The organism is Arsukibacterium ikkense, from assembly GCF_000987775.1.
In the GTDB taxonomy this organism is placed as follows: domain Bacteria; phylum Pseudomonadota; class Gammaproteobacteria; order Enterobacterales; family Alteromonadaceae; genus Alishewanella; species Alishewanella ikkense.
The window spans coordinates 13946-34872 of the sequence record NZ_LAHO01000003.1; the positions used below are offsets into that span (position 1 = coordinate 13946).

The 20927-nt window shown below is 50.3% G+C and carries 17 protein-coding genes; 9 read left to right on the plus strand and 8 right to left on the minus strand.

Annotated features, from left to right (window positions below; genetic code table 11):
• Window positions 1-50: 50 nt before the first annotated feature.
• Entirely contained in the window at window positions 51-1451 is a 1401-nt protein-coding gene (gene asnS, locus WG68_RS03765; protein ID WP_046556342.1) for an asparagine--tRNA ligase, read from the minus strand.
• 103 nt (window positions 1452-1554) lie between these two features.
• On the opposite strand from asnS, the gene WG68_RS03770 reads away from it, so the two are divergent.
• Complete coding sequence (locus tag WG68_RS03770; protein WP_046556343.1) at window positions 1555-1923, plus strand: hypothetical protein; 369 nt, start codon at window positions 1555-1557, stop codon at window positions 1921-1923.
• Here the strand turns inward: WG68_RS03770 and bioA are convergent.
• Window positions 1920-3203 carry an adenosylmethionine--8-amino-7-oxononanoate transaminase gene (gene bioA, locus WG68_RS03775; protein ID WP_046556344.1) on the minus strand — a complete coding sequence of 428 codons (1284 nt, stop codon included), beginning with the start codon at window positions 3201-3203 and terminating at the stop codon, window positions 1920-1922. The genes WG68_RS03770 and bioA overlap by 4 nt on opposite strands.
• 101 nt (window positions 3204-3304) lie before the next feature.
• Between bioA and bioB the strand changes: the two genes are divergently transcribed.
• From bioB to bioD, 4 genes are read left to right on the plus strand one after another with little or no spacing between them, the layout of a single operon-like run.
• A complete protein-coding gene (bioB, locus tag WG68_RS03780; RefSeq protein WP_046556345.1) occupies window positions 3305-4357 on the plus strand; it encodes a biotin synthase BioB in 1053 nt (350 codons plus the stop codon).
• A gap of 2 nt (window positions 4358-4359) precedes the next feature.
• Window positions 4360-5523 (plus strand): 8-amino-7-oxononanoate synthase, encoded by a 1164-nt coding sequence (gene bioF, locus WG68_RS03785; protein ID WP_046556346.1) that lies wholly within the window; start codon window positions 4360-4362, stop codon window positions 5521-5523.
• Window positions 5520-6347 carry a malonyl-ACP O-methyltransferase BioC gene (gene bioC, locus WG68_RS03790; RefSeq protein WP_235357664.1) on the plus strand — a complete coding sequence of 276 codons (828 nt, stop codon included), beginning with the start codon at window positions 5520-5522 and terminating at the stop codon, window positions 6345-6347. The genes bioF and bioC overlap by 4 nt, the downstream gene beginning before the upstream one ends.
• Complete coding sequence (bioD, locus tag WG68_RS03795) at window positions 6337-7029, plus strand: dethiobiotin synthase (protein ID WP_046556347.1); 693 nt, start codon at window positions 6337-6339, stop codon at window positions 7027-7029. Before bioC ends, bioD begins: the two co-directional genes overlap by 11 nt.
• A gap of 108 nt (window positions 7030-7137) precedes the next feature.
• Here the strand turns inward: bioD and pepE are convergent, their stop codons facing one another.
• Window positions 7138-7839 carry a dipeptidase PepE gene (pepE, locus tag WG68_RS03800; protein WP_046556348.1) on the minus strand — a complete coding sequence of 234 codons (702 nt, stop codon included), beginning with the start codon at window positions 7837-7839 and terminating at the stop codon, window positions 7138-7140.
• Between the two features lie 168 nt (window positions 7840-8007).
• Here pepE and htpX point away from each other — a divergent pair, with 168 nt between their 5' ends.
• Window positions 8008-8868 carry a protease HtpX gene (htpX, locus tag WG68_RS03805; RefSeq protein ID WP_046556349.1) on the plus strand — a complete coding sequence of 287 codons (861 nt, stop codon included), beginning with the start codon at window positions 8008-8010 and terminating at the stop codon, window positions 8866-8868.
• A gap of 68 nt (window positions 8869-8936) precedes the next feature.
• On the opposite strand, the gene WG68_RS03810 is transcribed toward htpX, so the two are convergent.
• Complete coding sequence (locus WG68_RS03810; protein WP_046556350.1) at window positions 8937-9278, minus strand: zinc ribbon domain-containing protein YjdM; 342 nt, start codon at window positions 9276-9278, stop codon at window positions 8937-8939.
• A gap of 168 nt (window positions 9279-9446) precedes the next feature.
• Here WG68_RS03810 and WG68_RS03815 point away from each other — a divergent pair, with 168 nt between their 5' ends.
• From WG68_RS03815 to WG68_RS03825, 3 genes are all read left to right on the plus strand, one after another.
• Complete coding sequence (locus WG68_RS03815; RefSeq protein ID WP_046556351.1) at window positions 9447-10586, plus strand: pyridoxal-phosphate-dependent aminotransferase family protein; 1140 nt, start codon at window positions 9447-9449, stop codon at window positions 10584-10586.
• Between the two features lie 143 nt (window positions 10587-10729).
• Window positions 10730-14008, plus strand: a complete 3279-nt coding sequence (locus WG68_RS03820; protein ID WP_046556352.1) for a S41 family peptidase — start codon at window positions 10730-10732, stop codon at window positions 14006-14008.
• 75 nt (window positions 14009-14083) lie between these two features.
• On the plus strand, window positions 14084-14320 hold the full coding sequence (locus WG68_RS03825; protein ID WP_046556600.1) for a TIGR02647 family protein: 237 nt from the start codon (window positions 14084-14086) through the stop codon (window positions 14318-14320).
• A 25-nt stretch (window positions 14321-14345) separates the two neighbouring features.
• On the opposite strand, the gene WG68_RS03830 is transcribed toward WG68_RS03825, so the two are convergent.
• From WG68_RS03830 to WG68_RS03845, 4 genes are all read right to left on the minus strand, one after another.
• Window positions 14346-16283, minus strand: a complete 1938-nt coding sequence (locus WG68_RS03830) for a transglutaminase family protein (RefSeq protein ID WP_052748949.1) — start codon at window positions 16281-16283, stop codon at window positions 14346-14348.
• Window positions 16277-17209, minus strand: a complete 933-nt coding sequence (locus WG68_RS03835; RefSeq protein ID WP_046556602.1) for a DUF58 domain-containing protein — start codon at window positions 17207-17209, stop codon at window positions 16277-16279. The genes WG68_RS03830 and WG68_RS03835 overlap by 7 nt, the downstream gene beginning before the upstream one ends.
• Window positions 17206-18114 carry an AAA family ATPase gene (locus tag WG68_RS03840; protein ID WP_046556353.1) on the minus strand — a complete coding sequence of 303 codons (909 nt, stop codon included), beginning with the start codon at window positions 18112-18114 and terminating at the stop codon, window positions 17206-17208. The genes WG68_RS03835 and WG68_RS03840 overlap by 4 nt, the downstream gene beginning before the upstream one ends.
• A 110-nt stretch (window positions 18115-18224) precedes the next feature.
• Window positions 18225-20714, minus strand: coding sequence for a S8 family serine peptidase (locus tag WG68_RS03845; RefSeq protein ID WP_046556354.1), 2490 nt, complete (start codon window positions 20712-20714; stop codon window positions 18225-18227).
• Window positions 20715-20927: the final 213 nt, after the last annotated feature.

Below are 20927 nucleotides of genomic sequence, written 5' to 3' on the forward strand. Positions count from 1 at the left end.
AATTAAAAAAAGCGGCCTCAATTGAGGCCGCTTTTTATCAAACGTTTTGATCAGAAGTCGGCATTGCCTGGGGTACGAGGAAATGCGATAACATCGCGCACGTTGCCTACGCCGGTGACATAAGAAACCAGACGTTCAAAGCCCAGGCCAAAACCCGAGTGCGGCACAGTGCCATAACGGCGCAGGTCCCGATACCAGCTGTAGTCTTCTTTGTTCAGACCCATCTCGTCCAGCCGCTTGTCAAAATGCTCTAAGCGTTCTTCCCGCTGACTGCCGCCGATAATTTCACCAATACCGGGAGCCAGGACATCCATCGCGGCTACCGTTTTACCATCGTCATTTAAGCGCATATAAAAAGCTTTAATGTCTTTCGGGTAATTTTGCATAATAATAGGCGCGCCAACATGTTCTTCTGCCAGGTAGCGTTCGTGCTCAGACTGCAGATCAACACCCCATTCCACCGGGTACTGGAAAGTTTTGCCGCAGGTTTTTAAGATCTCGATAGCGTCGGTGTAGTCCATCCGAACAAAGGATGAGTCCACTAATTGTTGCAGCCGGGTGACCGCGGTCGGGTCAATCCGCTCGGCGAAAAAGGCCATATCATCGGCGCGTTCAGTCAGTACGGCCTTACACACATACTTCAGCATATCTTCTGCCAGCTGGGCAATATCTTTCAATTCAGCAAAGGCCACTTCCGGCTCTATCATCCAGAATTCTGCTAAATGACGACTGGTGTTAGAGTTTTCAGCCCGAAACGTGGGGCCAAAGGTATAAATCTTTGACATAGCACAGGCATAAGTTTCGCCATTTAACTGGCCAGAAACGGTCAGATAGGTTTCTTTGCCGAAGAAATCCTGGCTGTAATCAACCTTGCCCTGAGCGGTGCGCGGTAAGTTTTCCAAATCAAGGGTGCTGACCCGGAACATTTCACCGGCACCTTCGGTGTCAGAGCCGGTAATAATGGGCGTGCTGATCCAGTAATAACCTTGCTCGTGAAAGAAGCGGTGTACAGCTTGAGCCAAACAATGCCGAACCCGGGTAACGGCGCCCATAACGTTGGTACGGGCGCGCAAATGGGCCTGTTCGCGCAGGTATTCCATACTGTGGCGCTTCGGTGCCATCGGGTAAGTATCCGGATTTTCGACCCAGCCAACCACGGTCACGTCTTGTGCCTGAATTTCAAATGCCTGGCCTTGCCCTTCAGAGCGGGCAACGGTACCGGTAACAATAACCGAACAGGCTGTGGTTAAGCGTTTAATTTCATTTTCATAATTAGCCAGATCTGATGGTGCAACAGCCTGCACCGCATCAAAGCAGCTGCCATCGTGCACAGCTAAAAAAGAAATACCGGCTTTAGAATCGCGACGGGTGCGGATCCAGCCTTTTACAGTGATCTGTGAACCGGTGCTGTATTTACCGGCCAACACATCTTTAACTACGGCATGCGTCATGCAACAAACTCCAGATGGTGTTATAACTAGGCTATATTTATGAAAGCTGTAATCATACTTTGCCAGAAGCTGAACACAAGTAAAAAGTGGAAGGAAGCCAAAAATGACGGCACATCGCCAGGGAGGACCCGATTTTGAGCGCAGAGAAGGCCCTGATTTACTTTGTCGGGCATTTAAATACCTGGCAATTACCGCCTGGCTGCTTTTTTTTGTGGCGCTGGTGGTGAGCCATTATGCCCGGCCAGAAATGGACTCGGGCTTAGTTCGTTATCTGGGGCTGGATATTCGCGATTACTGGCGGCCCCGCTTAACTTTCTGGCTGGTTTATTTGCTATGGGGCTGCGTGTTAGTTAGTGTTGCCAGTTTGCTGTTAAACCGGCTGCGTTTAAAGCGCCGTGGCGATCACTTACATTTTAATATTATTTTGTTGCTGCTTAGTGCCAGTGGCATGCTGTTTTATATCGTACGTTAAGTTGTGCCAACAGCTTTTGCTACTTTAACCATAGCGGAGCTGAGTTTAGACAACTGTGTCTGGTTAATAATGAAGGGCGGCATAATATAAATAAGATTGTTAAATGGCCTGATCCAGACGCCCAGTTCAACAAACTGCTGCTGTAATTTTGCAACATTTACTTTTTGCTGCATTTCCAGCACGCCAATCGCACCCAGTACCCGGACGTCTTTTACTGCAGCTATTGTTTTGCATGGTGCCAGTTCCCGCTGCAATTGTTGTTCAATTGCACAGACCTGAGCCGGCCAGTTGTTTTGGCGGATAAGGTTGACACTGGCATTGGCCACCGCGCAGGCCAGTGGATTCGCCATAAAAGTCGGGCCATGCATTAAGCCTCCGGCCGCGCTCTGACTTATACCCCGGGCCACTTCATCGGTGCACAATGTTGCTGCCAGGGTAATATAGCCACCGCTGAGTGCTTTACCCAGACACATAATATCGGGGGTAATCCCGGCATGTTCACAAGCAAACAGTTTGCCGGTACGGCCAAAGCCGGTGGCTATTTCATCGGCAATCAGTAACACCTGGTACTGATCACACAAGGCGCGGGCCTGACGCAAATATTCCGGATGATAAAAGCGCATGCCACCATAGCCCTGCACAACCGGCTCCAGAATAAGGGCGGCAATCTGCTGATGCTGTTGCTCCAGCAGTGCGGCTAAAGGCGCCATATCAGCCAGGTTAAACTCGTCGTGAAAAGCACTTTGCGGGGCGGGCAAAAAGTAATGCTGCTGTAGCGTTGCCGCAAACATGTCGTGCATGCCGTCAACCGGATCGCATACCGCCATTGCCGCGAAGGTGTCGCCATGATAGCCCTTGCGCAAGCTTACCAGTTTGGCTTTTGCCGGTGTGTCGCTGGCCAGCCAGTATTGCAGCGCCATTTTAATAGCCACTTCTACTGCAACAGAGCCGCTGTCGGCCAGAAATACCTTAGTTAACGCTGCTGGCGTTATAGCAACTAATTGCTGGCATAAACTAACCGCTGGCTGGTGGGTAATACCACCAAACATCACATGAGCCATCTGCTGCAACTGCTCCGTTACTGCGGCATTTAATACCGGGTGATTATAGCCGTGTGCCGCGGCCCACCAGGACGAGGTGCCATCAATCAGCTGCTGGCCATTCTCCAGAATTAGCTCACAGCCTTCGGCCCGCACTACCGGATAAACCGGCAATGGATTTAGCATTGAGGTATAGGGATGCCAGATGTGGTCGCGATCAAACTGTAAATTTATGCTCATATAATAACCAGTAGTAAAGTTTATGGCGTGGTCAGCGTTGACAAGTGGCAACCGGCGGTTAGACTAGCCGAAAAACCGCATAACAACAATGGATACACCCTATGCAAGCTGCTGCTACCCAGGACGTTCGTCATAACTGGACCCTCGCTGAAGTTAACGCACTTTATGCGTTACCTTTTAACGATTTATTGTTCCAGGCGCAAAGTATTCATCGCCAGTTCTTCACGCCGAATGAAGTGCAAATCAGCACCTTGCTGTCGATTAAAACCGGCGCTTGTGCAGAAGACTGTAAATACTGCCCGCAAAGTGGCCATTATAATACAGGCCTGGAGCGGGAGCGGCTGCTGGAAGTAGAAAAAGTATTAACTCAGGCTGCGGCAGCTAAGGCGCAGGGCGCCAGCCGCTTTTGTATGGGCGCCGCCTGGAGCAACCCAAAACAGCGCGATATGCCATACATTATCGAAATGGTAAAAGGCGTAAAAGAGCTCGGGCTGGAAACCTGTATGACGCTTGGCATGCTCGATAACACTCAGGCGCAAATGCTGGCTGGAGCCGGGCTGGATTACTACAACCATAACCTGGATACCTCACCGGAATTTTATGGTGAAATTATTACCACCCGCAGCTATCAGGACCGGTTAGATACTCTTAGCCATGTGCGTGATGCCGGCATGAAGGTATGCTGCGGCGGTATTGTTGGCATGGGTGAAAGTGCCAATGACCGCTCGGCATTGTTAATGCAACTGGCTAATTTGCCGGAGCACCCGCAAAGTGTGCCAATTAATATGCTGGTGAAAGTAAAAGGTACGCCGCTGGAAAACGTGGATGATTTAGATGGCTTCGAGTTTATCCGTACCATAGCGGTCGCGCGGATCATGTTGCCACAAAGCCATGTTCGGCTATCCGCTGGCCGATCGCGGATGAATGAGCAAATGCAGGCCTTGTGTTTTTTTGCCGGTGCCAATTCAATTTTTTATGGCGATAAATTGCTGACCACTGATAACCCGGAGGCGAACGCTGATATGCAGCTGTTTGCCAAGCTGGGTATTAAACCTGAGCAACGTGCCGATGTGTCAGACGAAGCACATGAGCTGGCGTTAGCCGATGCCATAAACGAGCAGGTTAATCCTCCGCTGTATCATGCGGCGCAGTAACAATGGCGCAGGCTAAACTGACGCAGTTACAGCAAGCTCTTAACGAGCGTGCTACGCAGCAATTATTGCGCCATCCGGTTACATTAGATAGCTACAATGGCCGTGATATAACCGTTAACGGCCGGCACTACCTTAATTTTTCAGGTAACGATTATTTAGGGCTGGCGACTGCACCCGAAGTGCTGCAGGCTTTTGCTGACGGCGCAGCAAAATATGGTGCCGGTAGCAGTGGTTCACCGCTGCTGACTGGCCAGCATAAAGTGCATCAGCAATTATCCGATACCCTGTGTGACTGGTTGGAGGTAGAGCGCACCTTGCTATTTTCGTCCGGCTTTGCTGCCAATCAGGCGATGTTGTTAACCCTGGCAGATCAGCAGGATGTGCTGTTACTGGACAAGTTAAGCCATGCCTCGTTAATTGATGCTGCCCGGCACAGCAACGCCCATTTCAAACGCTTTGCCCATAACGATTTAAGCGCACTCAACAGTTTGCTGGCGCAACAAAGGGCGCTGGCTCAGCAGCCGCTGGTGGTCACCGAGGGCGTGTTTAGTATGGATGGTGACAGCCCGGATTTACCGGCGATGCTGGCTCTATGCCAGCAATACGATGCGCCCTTACTGCTGGACGACGCCCATGGCCTCGGAGTATCAGGGCCTGAGGGCCAGGGTAGCGCCGCAGCGCAAGGTATGGCGACAAGCGAGTTATTTTGCCTGATGGCTAATTTTGGCAAAGCGCTGGGGGTTGGTGGCGCCTTTATTGCCGGCAGTAAAACGGTGCTGGATTACCTGGAGCAATTTGGCCGTCATTATATTTACAGTACGGCCTTATCGCCGGCACTTTGCGCAGCGGTGTTGAAAAGTATTGAGTTATGTCGCAGCCAAAATTGGCGGCGTGAGCAACTGCAGCAAAATATCGGCTTATTCCGCAAGTTAGCGGCTGATCTGCCGCTGCTAAGCTCCCATACTGCTATACAGGGCATGCTGCTGGGTAGCAACGAGCGGGCAATTGCTGCCAGTGATCAGCTAAAACAGGCCGGAATCTGGCTCAGCGCTATCCGGCCACCGACAGTGCCGGCAGGCAGTGCCCGCTTAAGAATCACCCTCAGCAGCCAGCATACCGCGCATGATATTACGCTGTTAGTGCAGCAGCTAAGGCAGTTAGTATGATGGCCGCTGCCGAAATTGGCCAGGATATAACTACAGATGAAGGGCTGTGCGAAACCGATTTTTTAAAGCAGGTGGCGGCAAGTTTTGGTAAAGCCTGTGACAGCTACCAAGCTGCAGCGCGCTTACAGCAGCAGGTGGCACAGACTATCCTGGCCATGTTAGCCGCTGATCAACAAGGCCAACTGCTGGATCTGGGGTGTGGCCCGGGCTGGATCCACCCGCAATTCAGCCAATACTGTAACGCTTTTAGCGCAGTAGATTTAAGCGCCGGCATGTTAGCCAAGGCCAGTAGTCAGCAATTAGCCACGGCCTATATTCAGGCCGATGCGGCAGCTTTACCGTTAGCTGCCGGGCAGTTTGCTAAAGTGTTCTCCAGTTTAATGCTGCAGTGGTGCCCCAAACCTGCCGCTGTGTTAGCCGAGGCTGCCAGAGTGCTGGCCCCCAGGGGCCAGCTGGTGTTAAGCACTCTGGTGCAGGGCACCTTGCACGAATTGCAGGGGGCGTTTGCGACCTTGGATCAGCACTCGCATATCCACTCCTTTTTAGCTGAAGCCGAGCTTATTGGCGCAACGAAAAACCTGCCTGACATTAGCTGGCAATTTGAACGACGCTGCTATTCGCTGTATTACCCGGATGTGCAAAGCTTGGCCAGAGAGTTAAAAGCGCTGGGGGCGAATCAGCTGGCCAGACGCAGCCAAACCGGTTTAACCGGTAAAGGTTACTGGCAAAAGCTGGCTGCGGCTTATGAAAGGCACCGCAGCAGTGAGGGCTTGCCCGCAACTTATCAGGTACTGATTATTCGTGGAGAAAAACATGGCCGCTAACTCGCTGTTTATTACGGCCACTGATACCGATGCCGGTAAAACCTTTGTCAGCTGTTTGCTGCTGCAGGGCTATACACAGCTTGGCGTTGCGGCAGCGGGGGTAAAGCCAATAGCTGCGGGGGCTGACGAGCATGGGCAAAATAGTGACGCGTTACTTCTGCAGCGCCATTCCGGTATCGCGTTACCCTACGCGGTGGTGAATCCAATCTGTTATCAGGCCGCGGTGGCACCACATCTGGCCGCGCTAAGCGAACAGCGCCCGGTAGACGAGACCATGCTGAACAGGGCGCTGGCCAACTGGCAACAATTGCCGCTGCAACAGCTGTTAATTGAAGGCGCAGGTGGCTGGTTATTACCCATTGGCAAACAACGTTATCTGGCTGACTGGGTTGGTGCTCAGCAACTACCGGTACTGCTGGTTGTGGGGATGAAACTGGGCTGTTTAAACCATGCAATGTTAACGGTGCGGGAGATTGCACGCAGTGGCTGCACCCTGGTCGGTTGGGTAGCCAATTGTGTTGACCCGGCCATGGCATTGTTAGAACAGAATATTGCTGATTTACAACAACGGATCCCGGCACCGTGTTTGGGTGTAGTACCTTACAACCCAGCGCATCCACAGCAACTTGCCGCCACACTTGTCAAGGAGCTATTGAAGACTTCAGGTTGCAACACAGGCTAAGCTCGCCACAGCAACTCGCTACCGCTGGCGCGTCCGCTCAGACACTCTGTGGCGACTGAGCCTGTATTCCAACCTTCGTTTTATCAGCTACGATGTATATTCGCCGTATTAAACCAATAAATGCGATAAATCACTGTTTGCGGCAATTGCCGTTTTATCGCCGCCTTTAAACAGATAACCACCAGCATTGCCAAGCAACGTCAGAGTATCGCCTGAGCGCAACAGTGCAGTGCCTTCTGGCAGGGCAATAATTGGCGTGCTGGGGTTTAGCGCCATAAACTCGGCTAAGCGCATATCACGGGTTTCACCGTGAAAACCTTCTGGTTTAAAGTCGCTGTAATGCGGATTTAATTGCAGCGTTAACAGGTTCAACGCGGCAAATGAGGCCGGTTCTACTATGGGCATATCGTTGGTAGTGCGAATAGTGCTGCCTGCAATATTCGAGCCGGCGCTCCAGCCAATATAGGGCACCCCTGCGGTTACGCGTTCCTTAATCAACTGCACTATATCTTGTTGATATAGTTGATGAAGTAACTGAAAGGTATTGCCACCACCTACAGCAATGGCCTGGGCTGTAGTTATCGCCTTTTTCGGATCGGCGAACTGGTGCAAACTGCTCACTTTAATGGCCAGGGGCGCTAAGGCTGCAGCCACTTGCTGCAAGTAGTCGTCATAAGCAACAGTGACACCGGCATAGGGAATAAATAACAGCTCATCTATTCCTTGCAACTGGGTTTCCAGCCACGGCATATATGGCGCCAGATAAGCACTGTTGTGCGCCCGGGAACTACTTAATAACAAAAGCTGCATGTAAAACTCCTTGCTTGCGCTTATTTACAGCGCGATATAACAGGGCGCTAGTGTAATCAATTGAGCCATAACTGACATCTTTTCTTACAACTTTTGTCGCAACCTTTGATTGAATTCGGGGTCTTTGCCCATATATCAAGTGCAGACATTTTTTAGGGGTAAAGCAGTATGAAAAGAATAGTATTATTTTTAGCCACCAACCTGGCGGTGATTCTGGTACTAAGCATAGTGCTGAACATCGTGTTCAGCGTGTTGGGTATAGACCACGGCAGTATTGGCGGCTTGCTGGTATTTGCAGCTATTTTTGGTTTTGGTGGCTCATTTATCTCTTTAGCGTTGTCAAAATGGATGGCGAAACGCTCTACCGGGGCAGTGGTGATTACCCAGCCGCGCAACGCTACTGAGCAATGGCTGATGCGTACTGTAGAGCGCCAGGCAAAGCAGGCTGGTATTGGCATGCCTGAGGTAGCGGTATACGACTCTCCGGAAATGAATGCTTTTGCCACTGGCATGAACCGGAATAATGCCTTAGTAGCGGTGAGCACCGGTTTACTGCGTAATATGAAAGAAGACGAAGTAGAGGCCGTTTTGGCGCATGAAGTATCACATGTGGCTAATGGCGATATGGTAACTCTGACGCTAATTCAGGGGGTAGTAAATACCTTCGTTATTTTCTTCGCCCGCTTAATTGCCGGCATGATCCGTAACAACAACCAGCAAATGGGTACCATTGCCTACTTTGGCATCGTCATTGTGCTGGAGATAGTGTTTGGCTTCCTGGCCAGCATGATCGTAATGTGGTTCTCGCGTCAGCGTGAGTATCGGGCAGATGCCGGTGCGGCGCGATTAGCTGGCCCCAATAAAATGATTGCGGCGCTGGAGCGGCTAAAGAACAACCATGAAAGCCGGCTGGAAGGCAGCATGATGGCCTTTGGTATTGCCAGTAAAAAAGCCAAATCAGAGCTGTTGTTAACGCATCCGCCGTTGGAAAAACGGATAGAAGCACTGCGCAGCAGCCGGGAGTTTTAAAAAGCAGCACGGGTCAGTAAGACTAAAAAAAAGCCCCAAAGCGGGGCTTTTTTTATTAACGCGATATATTATTCCTGCACTTTTTTGACAAATTCTGACTTTAAACTCATGGCGCCAAAGCCGTCTATTTTACAGTCGATATCGTGATCCCCCTCAACCAACCTGATATTTTTGACTTTGGTGCCAATTTTAACCACTGATGAGCTGCCTTTAACTTTCAGATCTTTGATCACAGTGACAGTATCACCGTCTTGCAAAATATTACCGGCGCTATCGCGAATGTTTGCATTCTCTGTTGGGGTATTGTCATTGACTGTCCATTCATGGCCACATTCCGGGCAGATTAGCAGGGCACCATCTTGGTAAGTATAAGCAGAATGGCATTTAGGGCAGGCGGGTAAGGTTGTCATAGTGCGCTCCAACAGGGTATGTCGTGCCAAAAATGGCCATTATACTGCAAAGTTGTTACAAACAGGCACTATTAATCCTTTGAATAACGGCAATAGCCGAACAACACTGGCATCAAACGACAGTTTTGCTAAGGTATGCGTTAACGACGTTATTCGATTGGAGTGATCATGCTACAAGCGCCGCAATTTACCAGTTTTAATCCACCGCGCCGCATTCTGATGGGGCCTGGACCGTCAGATGTGTATCCACAGGTGCTGGCGGCGCAGGCCCGGCCAACAGTAGGGCATTTAGATCCGCTGTTTATCGGCATGATGGATGAACTAAAGCAATTATTGCAATATGCTTTTCAAACCACCAACCCGATGACTATAGCGGTGTCAGCCCCCGGTTCTGCTGGCATGGAAACCTGCTTTGTTAACCTGGTGGAACCCGGCGAGAAAGTCATTGTGTGTCGTAATGGTGTCTTTGGCGAGCGGATGCGCCAGAACGTTGAGCGCTGCGGTGGGGTGGCGGTTTGTGTCGATAACGCCTGGGGTGAGCCAGTTTGCCCAGAGCGGGTGGCAGAGGCGCTTCAACAGCACCCTGACGCCCGTTTTCTGGCTTTTGTGCATGCTGAAACCTCAACCGGAGCGTTAAGTGACGCCAAAACCCTCTGTGCACTGGCTAAACAGCATGATTGTATCTCGATTGTCGATGCGGTGACCTCGTTAGGCGGAGTAGAGCTGCGGGTTGACGACTGGGGTATTGATGCCATTTATGCCGGTAGCCAGAAGTGTCTGTCCTGCGTGCCAGGGTTATCACCTGTATCTTTTTCAGCAACGGCGGTGGCAAAAATTCAGCAGCGTAAGAGCCCGGTGCAAAGCTGGTTTTTAGATCAGAGCCTGGTCATGGCGTACTGGAGCGGCCAGGGTAAACGCAGCTATCACCATACGGCTCCGGTGAACAGTTTATATGCGCTGCACGAATCGCTGTGCCTACTGGCTGCGGAAGGGCTGGAGCATGCCTGGCAACGCCACCGCACTATGCACCAGCTACTGGCTGACGGGTTTAGCAAGCTGGGGCTGGAGTTTGTGGTGGCCGCACCTTACCGCTTGCCGCAATTAAACAGTGTTTATATTCCTGCCGGAGTAGATGACACTATGCTGCGCAGTACCTTACTGCATGAATATAATCTGGAAATTGGTGCCGGCCTTGGCGAGTTAGCAGGCAAAGCCTGGCGTATTGGTTTAATGGGCTACGGTGCAAGACGCGAAAACGTGGCACTTTGTATTCAGGCACTTAGCGAACAACTTAGCGCCGGCCGCTGATAGCCGGTTAACAGGCGCTGCTATCAGGCTGCTGGTCGTATCATTGCTGGCAGCCAGGCTCAGCTTCTGCTAGTTTCATCAGTCTTACGCAATACTGATAATAAGATAATGAGGCTTTGATGAACCCAGTTGCGCTTTGTACTATGCCAATCAAACGTCTGTCGCTGGCGACGCTGTTACTCACTACTTTGTTTAGTGGCAGCGTTTTGGCCAGTCAGGGCTACTACCGGTATCCTGCTCTGCATAATAACAGTGTGCTGTTTAGTGCCGAAGGCGACATCTGGCAACATACTAAGGGTGAGCGGCAGGCGCGGCGGCTAACCAGCCATCCGGATCTGGAAACCCAGCCGCTGTTATCTGCTGATGGCAGCCAGCTGGCTTTTGTTGCCAATTACGATGGTGCCGATGAAATTTACCTGATGCCAGTAACTGGCGGCCAGCCAAAACGCGTCAGCTTTGAAAACAGCCGGGTACGTGTTCAGCAGTGGCTGGCCGATGGCCGGATTTTATATGCCACCGACAGCGGGGTTGGGCCGGCAAACTATTGGCTGCTAAAGTTGCTCGACCCTATTACGCTTTCTACCGAGGTATTGCCACTGGCCGATGCGGCCAGTGGCGTAATCGATCCTGCCAGCAACAGTGTGTATTTTGTCCGTTTTGGTTTACAGCTGACCGGAGACAACAGCAAGGTTTATCGTGGTGGCGCCATGGGGCAGCTATGGCATTGGCAATTAGGCTCAAAGAGTGAAGCCAGGTTGTTAAGTGCGCAGCATCAGGGCTCGATTAGCCAGCCGATGTTCTGGCAGGGCAGAGTGTATTTTGTCAGTGATGCGGATGGTAATAGCAACATCTGGTCAATGGCCGCAGATGGCAGTGATCCAAAACAACATAGCCGGCACAGTGACTGGCGGATTGGTCAGGCCAGGCTGGATCAGGGGCGGATAATTTATCAGCTGGCTGCAGATTTATATCAGCTTGATTTAGGCAGCAATCAAAGCGAGCAACTGGATATCGCCTTAAGTTCTGACTTTGTGCAGCAACGTGAACGTTTTATCAACAAACCGCTGGAATATCTTACCAGCGCCAGTTTTAACGAAACCCAGCAGCAAGTAGTGTTAACAGCCCGCAGCCAGGTAGCCGTGGCCAGCACCGGAGCTAGGCGTTTAAGCCAGATCCATACGGCACAAGGCAGTCGCTCGCGTAATGCTATCAGCAGCCCGGATGGTAAATGGGTCTATGCGATAAACGATAGCAGTGGTGAAAATGAGATCTGGCGTTTTGCCAGTGACGGCGCTGCCAATGCCAAACAATTAACCCGGGATGGCACAGTATTTCGCTGGGGCTTGCATTTATCACCAGATGGCCGTTACCTGGTGCATGACGATAAAAATGGTGATCTCTGGTTATTTGACCTGGATAAAAATACCAATAAACGTATATACCAGCTGGGCCATGGTCACTCGCCCTATCAGGAGGTGGTTTGGTCTGCCGATAGCCAACTGCTGGCATTTACCCTGAATCATCAGCAAAGGCCGCGCAGCCAGGTGGTGCTGTATAGTCTGGCTGACGATAAATCTGCAGTGCTGACCAGTGACAAATACCCGTCTTATTCGCCGGCATTTAGTGCCGATAGCTTATGGCTGTATTTTCTATCTGACCGGCAGTTTACGGCCACGCCATCCAGCCCGTGGGGCGACCGCAACCTGGGTCCGATGTTTGATAAACGCGGTGAAATTTATGCCCTAAGCCTGCAGCCACAAGCCTGCTTTGCTTTTGCGCCACCGCAGGAGCTGAGTATTTGTGATGACAGCGCCGCCAAAGCAGCACGCAATGCTAAGCATGCCAAACCGGTAGACTGGTCTGGCTTAAGCAGCCGGTTGTGGCAAGTACCATTACCAGCAGACAACTACAGCAAACTTAGCCTGAACAAAGAGCGTTTATATGTGCTGAGCAGAGCCGCAGGCGGTCGCAGCGCTGAGCTTAAACAGGCTAAATTAAGTGCCGAGGGGGCTAAGCTGACAACCTTTAGCACTGATGTGGCTGATTATCAGTTAGGTACTGCGGGTGATAAGTTGTTTATCCGCAAACAGGGTGAGAATAATAGCGGCGATATGTTAATTGTCGCCGCTGGCGAAAAGATGCCAACCGATCTTAGCCTGGCTAAAATCAGTAGCACGGCCTGGCAGCTACAGGTGCAACCGCAACAGGAGTGGGCGCAGATGTTTCGCGATGCCTGGTTAATGCATCGTGATTTTTTGTTTGATAAAGGCATGCGCGGTTTAGACTGGCCTGCCAGCCGGGATAAATATCAACCGTTACTGGCCAGGGTAACCGATCGTTATGAACTGGACGATGTATTGGCACAAATGATGGGAGAATTAAACGCCCTGCATTCGCAGGTACGGGGTGGGGAATATCGCACCGCAGCGGCCAAACCGAATGCCGCCAGTTTGGGAGCCCGTTTTGCCAGTACCGGCCAGGGCGTAAAAATCACCCATATTTACCAGTCAGATAAAGAGTTACCCGCGCAGGCGTCGCCTTTGGCTAAGCCCGGCGTAAAGGTGGCGGTCAACGATTTGATCGTGGCAATAAATGGCAAAGCAATTACTAATGTTGCCGATTTGACGCACCACTTGCGTAATCAGGCCGGCAAGCAGGTGTTATTAACCCTGAGTCGCGGCAAGCAACAATGGCAAACAGTGGTGCAGCCGGTTGCGTTGCAGCAGGAAGCGATGCTGCGTTATCAAGACTGGGTGCAGCAGAATCAGCAACAGGTTAGCACGGCAAGTGATGGCCGTTTAGGCTATTTGCACTTGTATGCGATGGGCGGTAATGACATCGCCAGCTTTGCCCGTGAGTTCTATGCTCAGTATCAAAAAGAGGGCTTAATCATTGATGTCAGACGCAACCGCGGCGGTAATATCGACAGCTGGATCATCGAAAAACTGCTGCGCCGTGCCTGGTCATTCTGGCAACCCACTCATGGTGCAGCCTATACCAATATGCAGCAGGCCTTTCGTGGCCATTTAGTGGTACTGATTGATCCGTTAACCTACTCAGATGGTGAAACCTTTGCCGCCGGGGTTAAAGCTTTAGGTCTGGGGCCCGTTATCGGCAATCGAACCACTGGCGCCGGTGTATGGCTGTCAGGTCGCAATCAACTGGCAGACAAAGGACTGGCAAGAGTGGCCGAGACTCCTCAGTTTGCGATGGATGGTCGCTACATTATTGAGGGCTATGGCGTCACGCCGGATATTGAAGTGAGCAATTTGCCTTATGCCAGTTTCAATGGCAGTGACAACCAATTAACGGCAGGGGTTGAATATTTGCTGAAACAGTTAACGGAGCAACCGCTAAGACCAATTGACGCTATGTCGTTAAGCCCGGCGCTGGCGGAAGATATTTTGCCGGTTAATCGTTAATTTTCTGCAAAAAAGGCTGCCAATATTGCAGGATAACGGCTATCTTGAAGCTGCTAATAACAGAGGATGTATGCTATGCCGGTAACAGCTGAGCTTAACGCTGAGATAAAAATTTTAAATTTATACAATCTCGATTCACAGATGGAAGGTTTAAAAGTACATAAAGACGCAGACAGCGAAACCAGGGCTGCCATTGCCCGCTTGCATCAAAAAGGCCTGCTGACCCAAACTGACGGTGGCTATCTGACAGACTTGGGTGTGCATTGCGCAGAGCATATTCAAACCGCAATGCGCATTTTAGCTGCTCGCTAGGGCAGGATGTGCCAGACTGGCCTGTTTAGTCAGGCCAGTTTAACTTCGCCAGTGTTTTGCTATTTCGCTTTAACAACAACGTTAATTGCGCCAGTGCCTGTTGGTTGTCTGCAAACAGCGCACGTTGATACAAACCATCAAGTTCGTCCAGCAAGCTGGCCTGCGCCGGGTTGTGCCCCTTTAACACGGTAATAAACTGACTGAGATGTTGACCAGCGGGTTTATAGCTTATTACCCCGGCCAGATGGCGCTGCATTAATTGCACTGGTACAGCGTATTTTGCAGGTTGCCGCTGATACCGTTGCCAGTACCACAGTATTATCACAATGAGCAGCAGTGCGCCGAGCATAGCCAGTATTTTACTGGCTGCTTTAAGCTGCTGCCACAGGTTATATTGCTGGCTGTCGTCAAAGCCCAGCACCCAAACTGACCAGTAATAATCGAGATGCAGTAATTGTTGCCCAAGGTAGTTAAAGGCTGAGAATCGACGCCAGTTTGCTTGCAACTGATTTTGCTCGTCTGCCGATAATACGGCGTCCAGCCCTGCTATTACGCGTTCTGGCGCTATTACGGCAGTGGGGTCAAAATATTGCCAGCGGCCATCAGCAAAGTACTCTATCCAGGCATGTGCTTCTCGTTGCCGCACTTCCAGGTATTGTTGTTCCTCGTGCCAGACGCCGCCCTGATATCCGCCTACCACCCGGGCGGGTATGCCGGCTTCTCTTAACAATACCGCAGTGGCAGAGGCGTAGTGGCTACAAAAACCGGTGCGGGTGTCAAACAAAAAGGCATCTATACTGTTATTGCCGAGCCGGGGAGGATTTAAGCTGTAATAATATGGCTGCTGGCGAAACAGGGTACTGATTTGCTCAATTAATGCAGTGGCAGAATCTGCTGATGCTGCTAACTGCCTGGCCAGTGCTGCCGTTTTGGGGTTGGCACTGGCCGTACGTAAGTTAAGTCGTTGTTCTGTAGCATTATCTTCCGGGATTGCCGTTAGTACACTGGTTAGCTGGTAACTTAAACGCTGGCTTACCGGCCGCCTGGCTTCAACCAGGTAAGCCGCCGCGGGGCGCACGGTGTTGGCAAATTGTAACGGCTCGCCCAGCGAAAATAAGCTACGTTGATTGCTGACTTCAGCAATGATCTGATAACGAATAAGGGGATCTGTTTCGCTGTTGCCCGTTACCGGGCCTCGAGCCTGATTGCGCTCAAATCGCTGATTAACCGTCCAGCTACGGCCATCAAAATCTTCATACACTTTAGCGCGCCAGTATAGCTGTTGCCGTGAAGGCAATGGGCCGTTAAAAATAGCCCGAAACGCCAGGGTGTCACTTTGCACCAGCTTTTCAATACTGCCCGGGTCTAAGGTATCTGCCAGACCGGTAATGGCAGATTCTGCTGTTGGGATCCGCCACAAAGGTTGCAGACGGGGGAATAATAAGAATAATGCAAGCCATATAGGCAGGGTTAGCAATAACGCTTTGCCAAGCTGCAGCAACTGAACCCGGTGTTGCTTGCTGGCATAAAGCTGATAATGGTTGTACAAGGTGAACAGCAGTAACGCCAGAATAAACAAACTTATCACGATGCTTTGATAAAAAATAAAACAACAGGCCAGCAGGAAATACAGTACCCACAGCAATTGATGACTGTCATGGCGCTGGCGGATCAGTACCAGCCGGCTGACTGCCGAAAGCAGTAGTATTTGCAGCATAAAATGGAAAATACCGCTCTGCTTGAGGCTGATAAGTAGCAGCAACAGGATCAGGGCGGCAACAATATTAATACGTTTAAGTTTGTTTACTTTTGGGCTGCTTTGCTGCAATGGCCAGCGATATAACAACAGTAGCAGTAAGATGGCGCTGTACCATAGCGGTAAAGCCTGTTGCAGCAAGCCGATTATTGCCACAAGAATAAAGCAAAAAGATAGAATCACCTGGCGGCTTAACAGCACTAACATAATGCCAACTCGCGTAAGCAACGCTCAAGATGTTGCTGGCCACAGGATGGGTTAATATTTTTGCTATGTAATCGCAGGCCATAGGGTTTACTACGTTGCTCAAGCTGCAACATCAAGTAGCAGGCTTTTGACAGCGCGACCTCAAGCGCAGCACCCGAAACAGCCGGAATGACGATCCAGTCGGGTTCAGGTTGCGGGCTGCTTGGTGCATGTTTCACAACCGGGTTGGCAGGGTCGCGGGCGAGCCGTTTCCACAACATTAGTTTCAGACTGTCGCCGGCCTGATAACTGCGAATCGTATCGTAATCTTCCGCAGTTTTATTTTTAGTACCACTGTCGTCACCATTAATGTGCAGCGCATCGGTAACCAGAGGTTTCGGGAAAACCCAGTAATGGTAATCCAGGTTCAGCAAACTTTGGCAGTTAAACAAGCCAAATGGATAGTAGCTATGTAAGGTTAGGCGTGGCAACGGATAATAACCCCGTTGCCGGGTTGTTAGCGGTACCATTGCTTGCTGGCTATCATCGGCTAACAACGTCGGCTTATCACCTTTCAAAAAAAAGCATAGCAGCTGCTGACGCGGCGGTGCAGCTTGCATTGATACCGGCACCATTAAGTCTTCTTCAGCGTAAGCGCTCAGCACAGGGGCACAACTGACTGTAATACCGTATAAATTACGCCAGGCCATGGTCAGTGCCAGCAACAGTACCGATACCAGAATGTAACTCATTAACAAGATTAAATTGTTTTGATAGTTGGTACCCAGTAAATACAACAGCACCAGCAATAAAATGTACCAGAGACCGAACCGGCTTGGCAGAATGTAAATAATTTTCTGGCTCAAGGTAACCTGGCGGGCTTTTGGCTGACGATGATCCAACCAGCTATCAAACTTTTGCCTTAACTGACGCCTGACATTGTTCATAATGGACAAAGGGTTTGTTCGAGTATGATCTGACTAAGACTGTGGCTGGCTGCACTGGAGCGGGGATCCAGCCGGTGCTCGGCAACGGAGGGGAAAACCTGCTGCACGTCATCAGCAATTACAAAATCCCGGCCAGCTATTAAAGCGTGCGCTTTACTGGCGCGCAGTAGTGCTTTGGAAGCCCGCGGTGATAATGGCAGCATATCATTACGGCTGCGACTGGCATCAACCAGGCTGAGCAAATAATCAATGACGGCATCACTTACTTTGATGGCACTGACCTGCTGTTGTAAATTCTGCAACGTGTCGCTGTCCAACTGTTGGCTTAAAAACTGTAACCGTGAACCTTTACTGTCATCGAGCAGCAATTGATGCTCAGCAGCGCGGGCAGGGAAGCCCAATGATAAGCGCATTAAAAAGCGGTCCAGTTGTGATTCCGGCAACGCTGAAGTACCGGCGTGAAACAAGGGGTTTTGCGTAGCGATAACAAAAAAGGGGCTGGGAAGTGGCCTGGTTTCACCATCGGTACTAACCTGGCGTTCTTCCATTGCTTCGAGCAACGCGCTTTGAGTTTTTGGACTGGCCCGATTAATCTCATCTGCCAGTAGTACTTGCGAGAAGACCGGACCCGGTTGGAAATGAAATTGTTGCGACCGGGCATCGTAAATACTAATACCGGTTAAATCCGCCGGCAGCAAGTCACTGGTAAATTGCACCCGGCGATAGGTTAAACCCAGGCTGTTCGCTAGTGCGTGGGCCAAGGTGGTTTTGCCTAAGCCCGGCAGATCTTCCAGCAACAGATGCCCTTCGGCTAAAAGACAGCAAAGTGCCAACCTGATTTGCTGTGGCTTACCAAGAATAACCTGATTAAGGCTCTGTTCGATTTGATGTAATTGGGCTAACACGCCATTTCCTTACCGCTGTCTGATGCTCTCTATACTAGCGGCTCTGGCGAGGGGATCAATAAAAGAATAAGGCAGCCGAAGCTGCCTTATTACAGGGGGTCACAGATCGCTTAGAAATTAACAACCAATTCTGCTGAACATACGTTGGTGCCGGTTAAGCACAAGGTGTATGTTGCCGATGCCGCCGTGGTATTAAAGCGGTCACGGTGCTTGCCAGTATTGGCGATTGTTTCAATAAATTCGCCATCGCGATATAAATCCAGACTATCGGTCGCGCCAGTCCAGCGTAAATCAACAATGGTAGAGCCGGTGCGGGCCTGTATGGCACGCAGCAGGCTGATACTGATGTCGCTTTCAACCAGGGTGACAGACTTACTCGTGGTGTCTGACAAGCCTGTGCTATCGGTAACCGTCAGGCTGACAGTATAGCTGCCAGCTGCAGCATAACTATGGCTCGGGTTCTGCTGCGCAGATACTGCGCCATCACCAAAATCCCAGCTCCAGCTGCTGATATCGTTATCATCATCCGTTGAGTTATCACTGAAATTAACATTCAGGCCCGACGCAACAAAGCTGAAATCAGCCACTGGTGCTACCGGATCCGGGTCAACAATCTCGCCACCCAGCGCGGTAATAGTTAAGTTCCAGCTGTTGAGTATGCCAACATCTAAACCGGCATTATCTGAAACATTCAGCGTCCAGTCGCCTTGCATTGCTTCACCATTAAAGGTGGCGACGGTCCAGCTTTCGATTAAATCATCGGCGCTGCCACCCGTCCGGTTATGTAAGGTGTGTTCAGTACCTTCTGGTGAACGCAGTTTAACGATTAAATCACCGCGCCAGGTATGGGTAATATTTACGCCGACCTCAGTGCTGAATACCGTGCCTGCGTTTGGTACGTTGATGACGCTGTTAATACCTGGCGGGGTGTTATCAGGAATGGCAATTGGTGTGGTGTTTTCATAACTGAAATCCGCCAGGCCTTGTGGTAACACGTTTAAGTTGGCCGACACACTTTTAATCACCTCAGCATCGGCCATATCTACTCCAACCACCGACACCACATAGTTACCCCAGTCAGTCTGGGCATTTGTCGGCACTGTAACAGTTAAGGTATCACCCGGTTGAGCTGTATCGGCAGATAAACTGACACCTTCAATGCTTGGGTTAATGCTGACGCTTAAGGCAACATCGCCCATCCAATCGGCAATATTGCCGACTTGTAAGCTGTACTGAGCATTGTCACCAGCAACAATTTGTTGATTACCTGGTGATAACGACAAGCGGAAACTTGGCGTCGGATCGGCCTCAGCCAGCGCTCCAACCAGATTTAACCGCTTGCCTGATACTGTTTTGCCGGCCAGCGCTGGCAATTCGTCGCCGCTATTCATCAGAATAGCTTTCATTTCAAGCGGTGTAATTTCCGGGTTTATTGACCATAACAAGGCCGCTGCACCGGCAACCTGAGGGGAGGCCATTGAAGTGCCAGAGTAGGCTGCGTAACTGTTGCCTGGAATAGTAGATAATATTGCAGAGCCTGGCGCACCCAAATCAACTGACGTTGCACCATAGTTCGAGGCACCTGAAGTAAATACTGACAAGTTGTCGTTGCGATCAGTTGATGCCACAGAAACGATAACATCTAAATCGTAGGCGGCTGGATACATAGGGCTGATATCGGCATCGGCACCATTATTCCCTGCTGCGGCAATAAACAATATACCGGCATCACCGCTTGACTGGATGGCAGCTCTCAAGGTTTCAGAGAAACCACCGCCACCCCAGGAGTTATTAGTTGCTTTGATATTGACACCATAGTTGGTTTTTAAATTGGTATAGTAATCAATACATTCAATAGCGCCAGCGGTGCTGCCACCTGTTGGGCCGAGGAATTGACAAGGTAATAGGGTAACGTTCCAGCTCACACCGGTAATGCCGATACCATTATCACCACTGGCGCCTATGGTGCCGGCGACGTGGGTACCATGACTATCGCTATCCATCGGGTCATTATTCGCATTTAACGTTGAATAACCAAATTGGTGACCGGGGTAGCTGCCATCGTTTTCCCAACGGTTCGGTATTAAATCGGGATGGTTGTAATCCATACCGGAATCAATAACGCCAATGATTACATCCCGGCTGCCAGTAGTGGTATTCCAGGCTTCTATAGCGTTAATATCGGCGCCGACAGTACCGCCGTTCTGACCAGTATTATTCAATGCCCACATTTCGGTAAAGCGTGGATCATTTGGAACAGCAAGTGCTTTAACCAGATAGTTTGGCTCAGCAATTTCTACAGCAGGACTCATCATCAGTTGTTTAATTAAATTATCGCGATTTATCCCTTTTGGCACCCGAATTTTAGCAATCCTGCCGTCAGCGACATGACGCATTTTAATATCGCGGCCTTGATCATCCAACTGCCGCAAGTTGGCTCCTGTGCGTTGCACTGCTGAAACTCGCTCTTGCTTTGACGCACCAGGTTTAAACATCACCAGAATCGAATCGTCTGCTTCTGCTCCATGCTGTGTGGCAAAAACTGAACCGGAAGATAGCGCAGCAGCAATCGCGAGCACCAAAATTTTTTGCTTGGACATATTAGTTCCCATTTTAATTATTTGTTAAAATTATGCTTAATTTCAGCACCTATTAGCATTAGCATGCAAATTAACATTTTGCTCATAACTTGGCAAAAATAGTACTAATGGGCTAGGAGCTTAGGACTGGCGCTTGTTAAATAAATGCATGCAAATAGCTGTTTTTATAGGTGTTACTTTTTATATGTTAATGTAAAGGTAAAATAAAAATAA

Coding starts and splice junctions, on each gene's coding strand:
- WG68_RS03830 (WP_052748949.1), bottom strand. CDS start 16,283: ATGTTAGTGCTGTTAAGCCGCCAGGTGATTCTATCTTTTTGCTTTATT.
- bioA (WP_046556344.1), bottom strand. CDS start 3,203: ATGAGCATAAATTTACAGTTTGATCGCGACCACATCTGGCATCCCTAT.
- bioB (WP_046556345.1), top strand. CDS start 3,305: ATGCAAGCTGCTGCTACCCAGGACGTTCGTCATAACTGGACCCTCGCT.
- WG68_RS03770 (WP_046556343.1), top strand. CDS start 1,555: ATGACGGCACATCGCCAGGGAGGACCCGATTTTGAGCGCAGAGAAGGC.
- pepE (WP_046556348.1), bottom strand. CDS start 7,839: ATGCAGCTTTTGTTATTAAGTAGTTCCCGGGCGCACAACAGTGCTTAT.
- WG68_RS03820 (WP_046556352.1), top strand. CDS start 10,730: ATGCCAATCAAACGTCTGTCGCTGGCGACGCTGTTACTCACTACTTTG.
- WG68_RS03845 (WP_046556354.1), bottom strand. CDS start 20,714: ATGTCCAAGCAAAAAATTTTGGTGCTCGCGATTGCTGCTGCGCTATCT.
- WG68_RS03810 (WP_046556350.1), bottom strand. CDS start 9,278: ATGACAACCTTACCCGCCTGCCCTAAATGCCATTCTGCTTATACTTAC.
- htpX (WP_046556349.1), top strand. CDS start 8,008: ATGAAAAGAATAGTATTATTTTTAGCCACCAACCTGGCGGTGATTCTG.
- bioF (WP_046556346.1), top strand. CDS start 4,360: ATGGCGCAGGCTAAACTGACGCAGTTACAGCAAGCTCTTAACGAGCGT.
- WG68_RS03825 (WP_046556600.1), top strand. CDS start 14,084: ATGCCGGTAACAGCTGAGCTTAACGCTGAGATAAAAATTTTAAATTTA.
- WG68_RS03835 (WP_046556602.1), bottom strand. CDS start 17,209: ATGAACAATGTCAGGCGTCAGTTAAGGCAAAAGTTTGATAGCTGGTTG.
- WG68_RS03815 (WP_046556351.1), top strand. CDS start 9,447: ATGCTACAAGCGCCGCAATTTACCAGTTTTAATCCACCGCGCCGCATT.
- asnS (WP_046556342.1), bottom strand. CDS start 1,451: ATGACGCATGCCGTAGTTAAAGATGTGTTGGCCGGTAAATACAGCACC.
- bioC (WP_235357664.1), top strand. CDS start 5,520: ATGATGGCCGCTGCCGAAATTGGCCAGGATATAACTACAGATGAAGGG.
- bioD (WP_046556347.1), top strand. CDS start 6,337: ATGGCCGCTAACTCGCTGTTTATTACGGCCACTGATACCGATGCCGGT.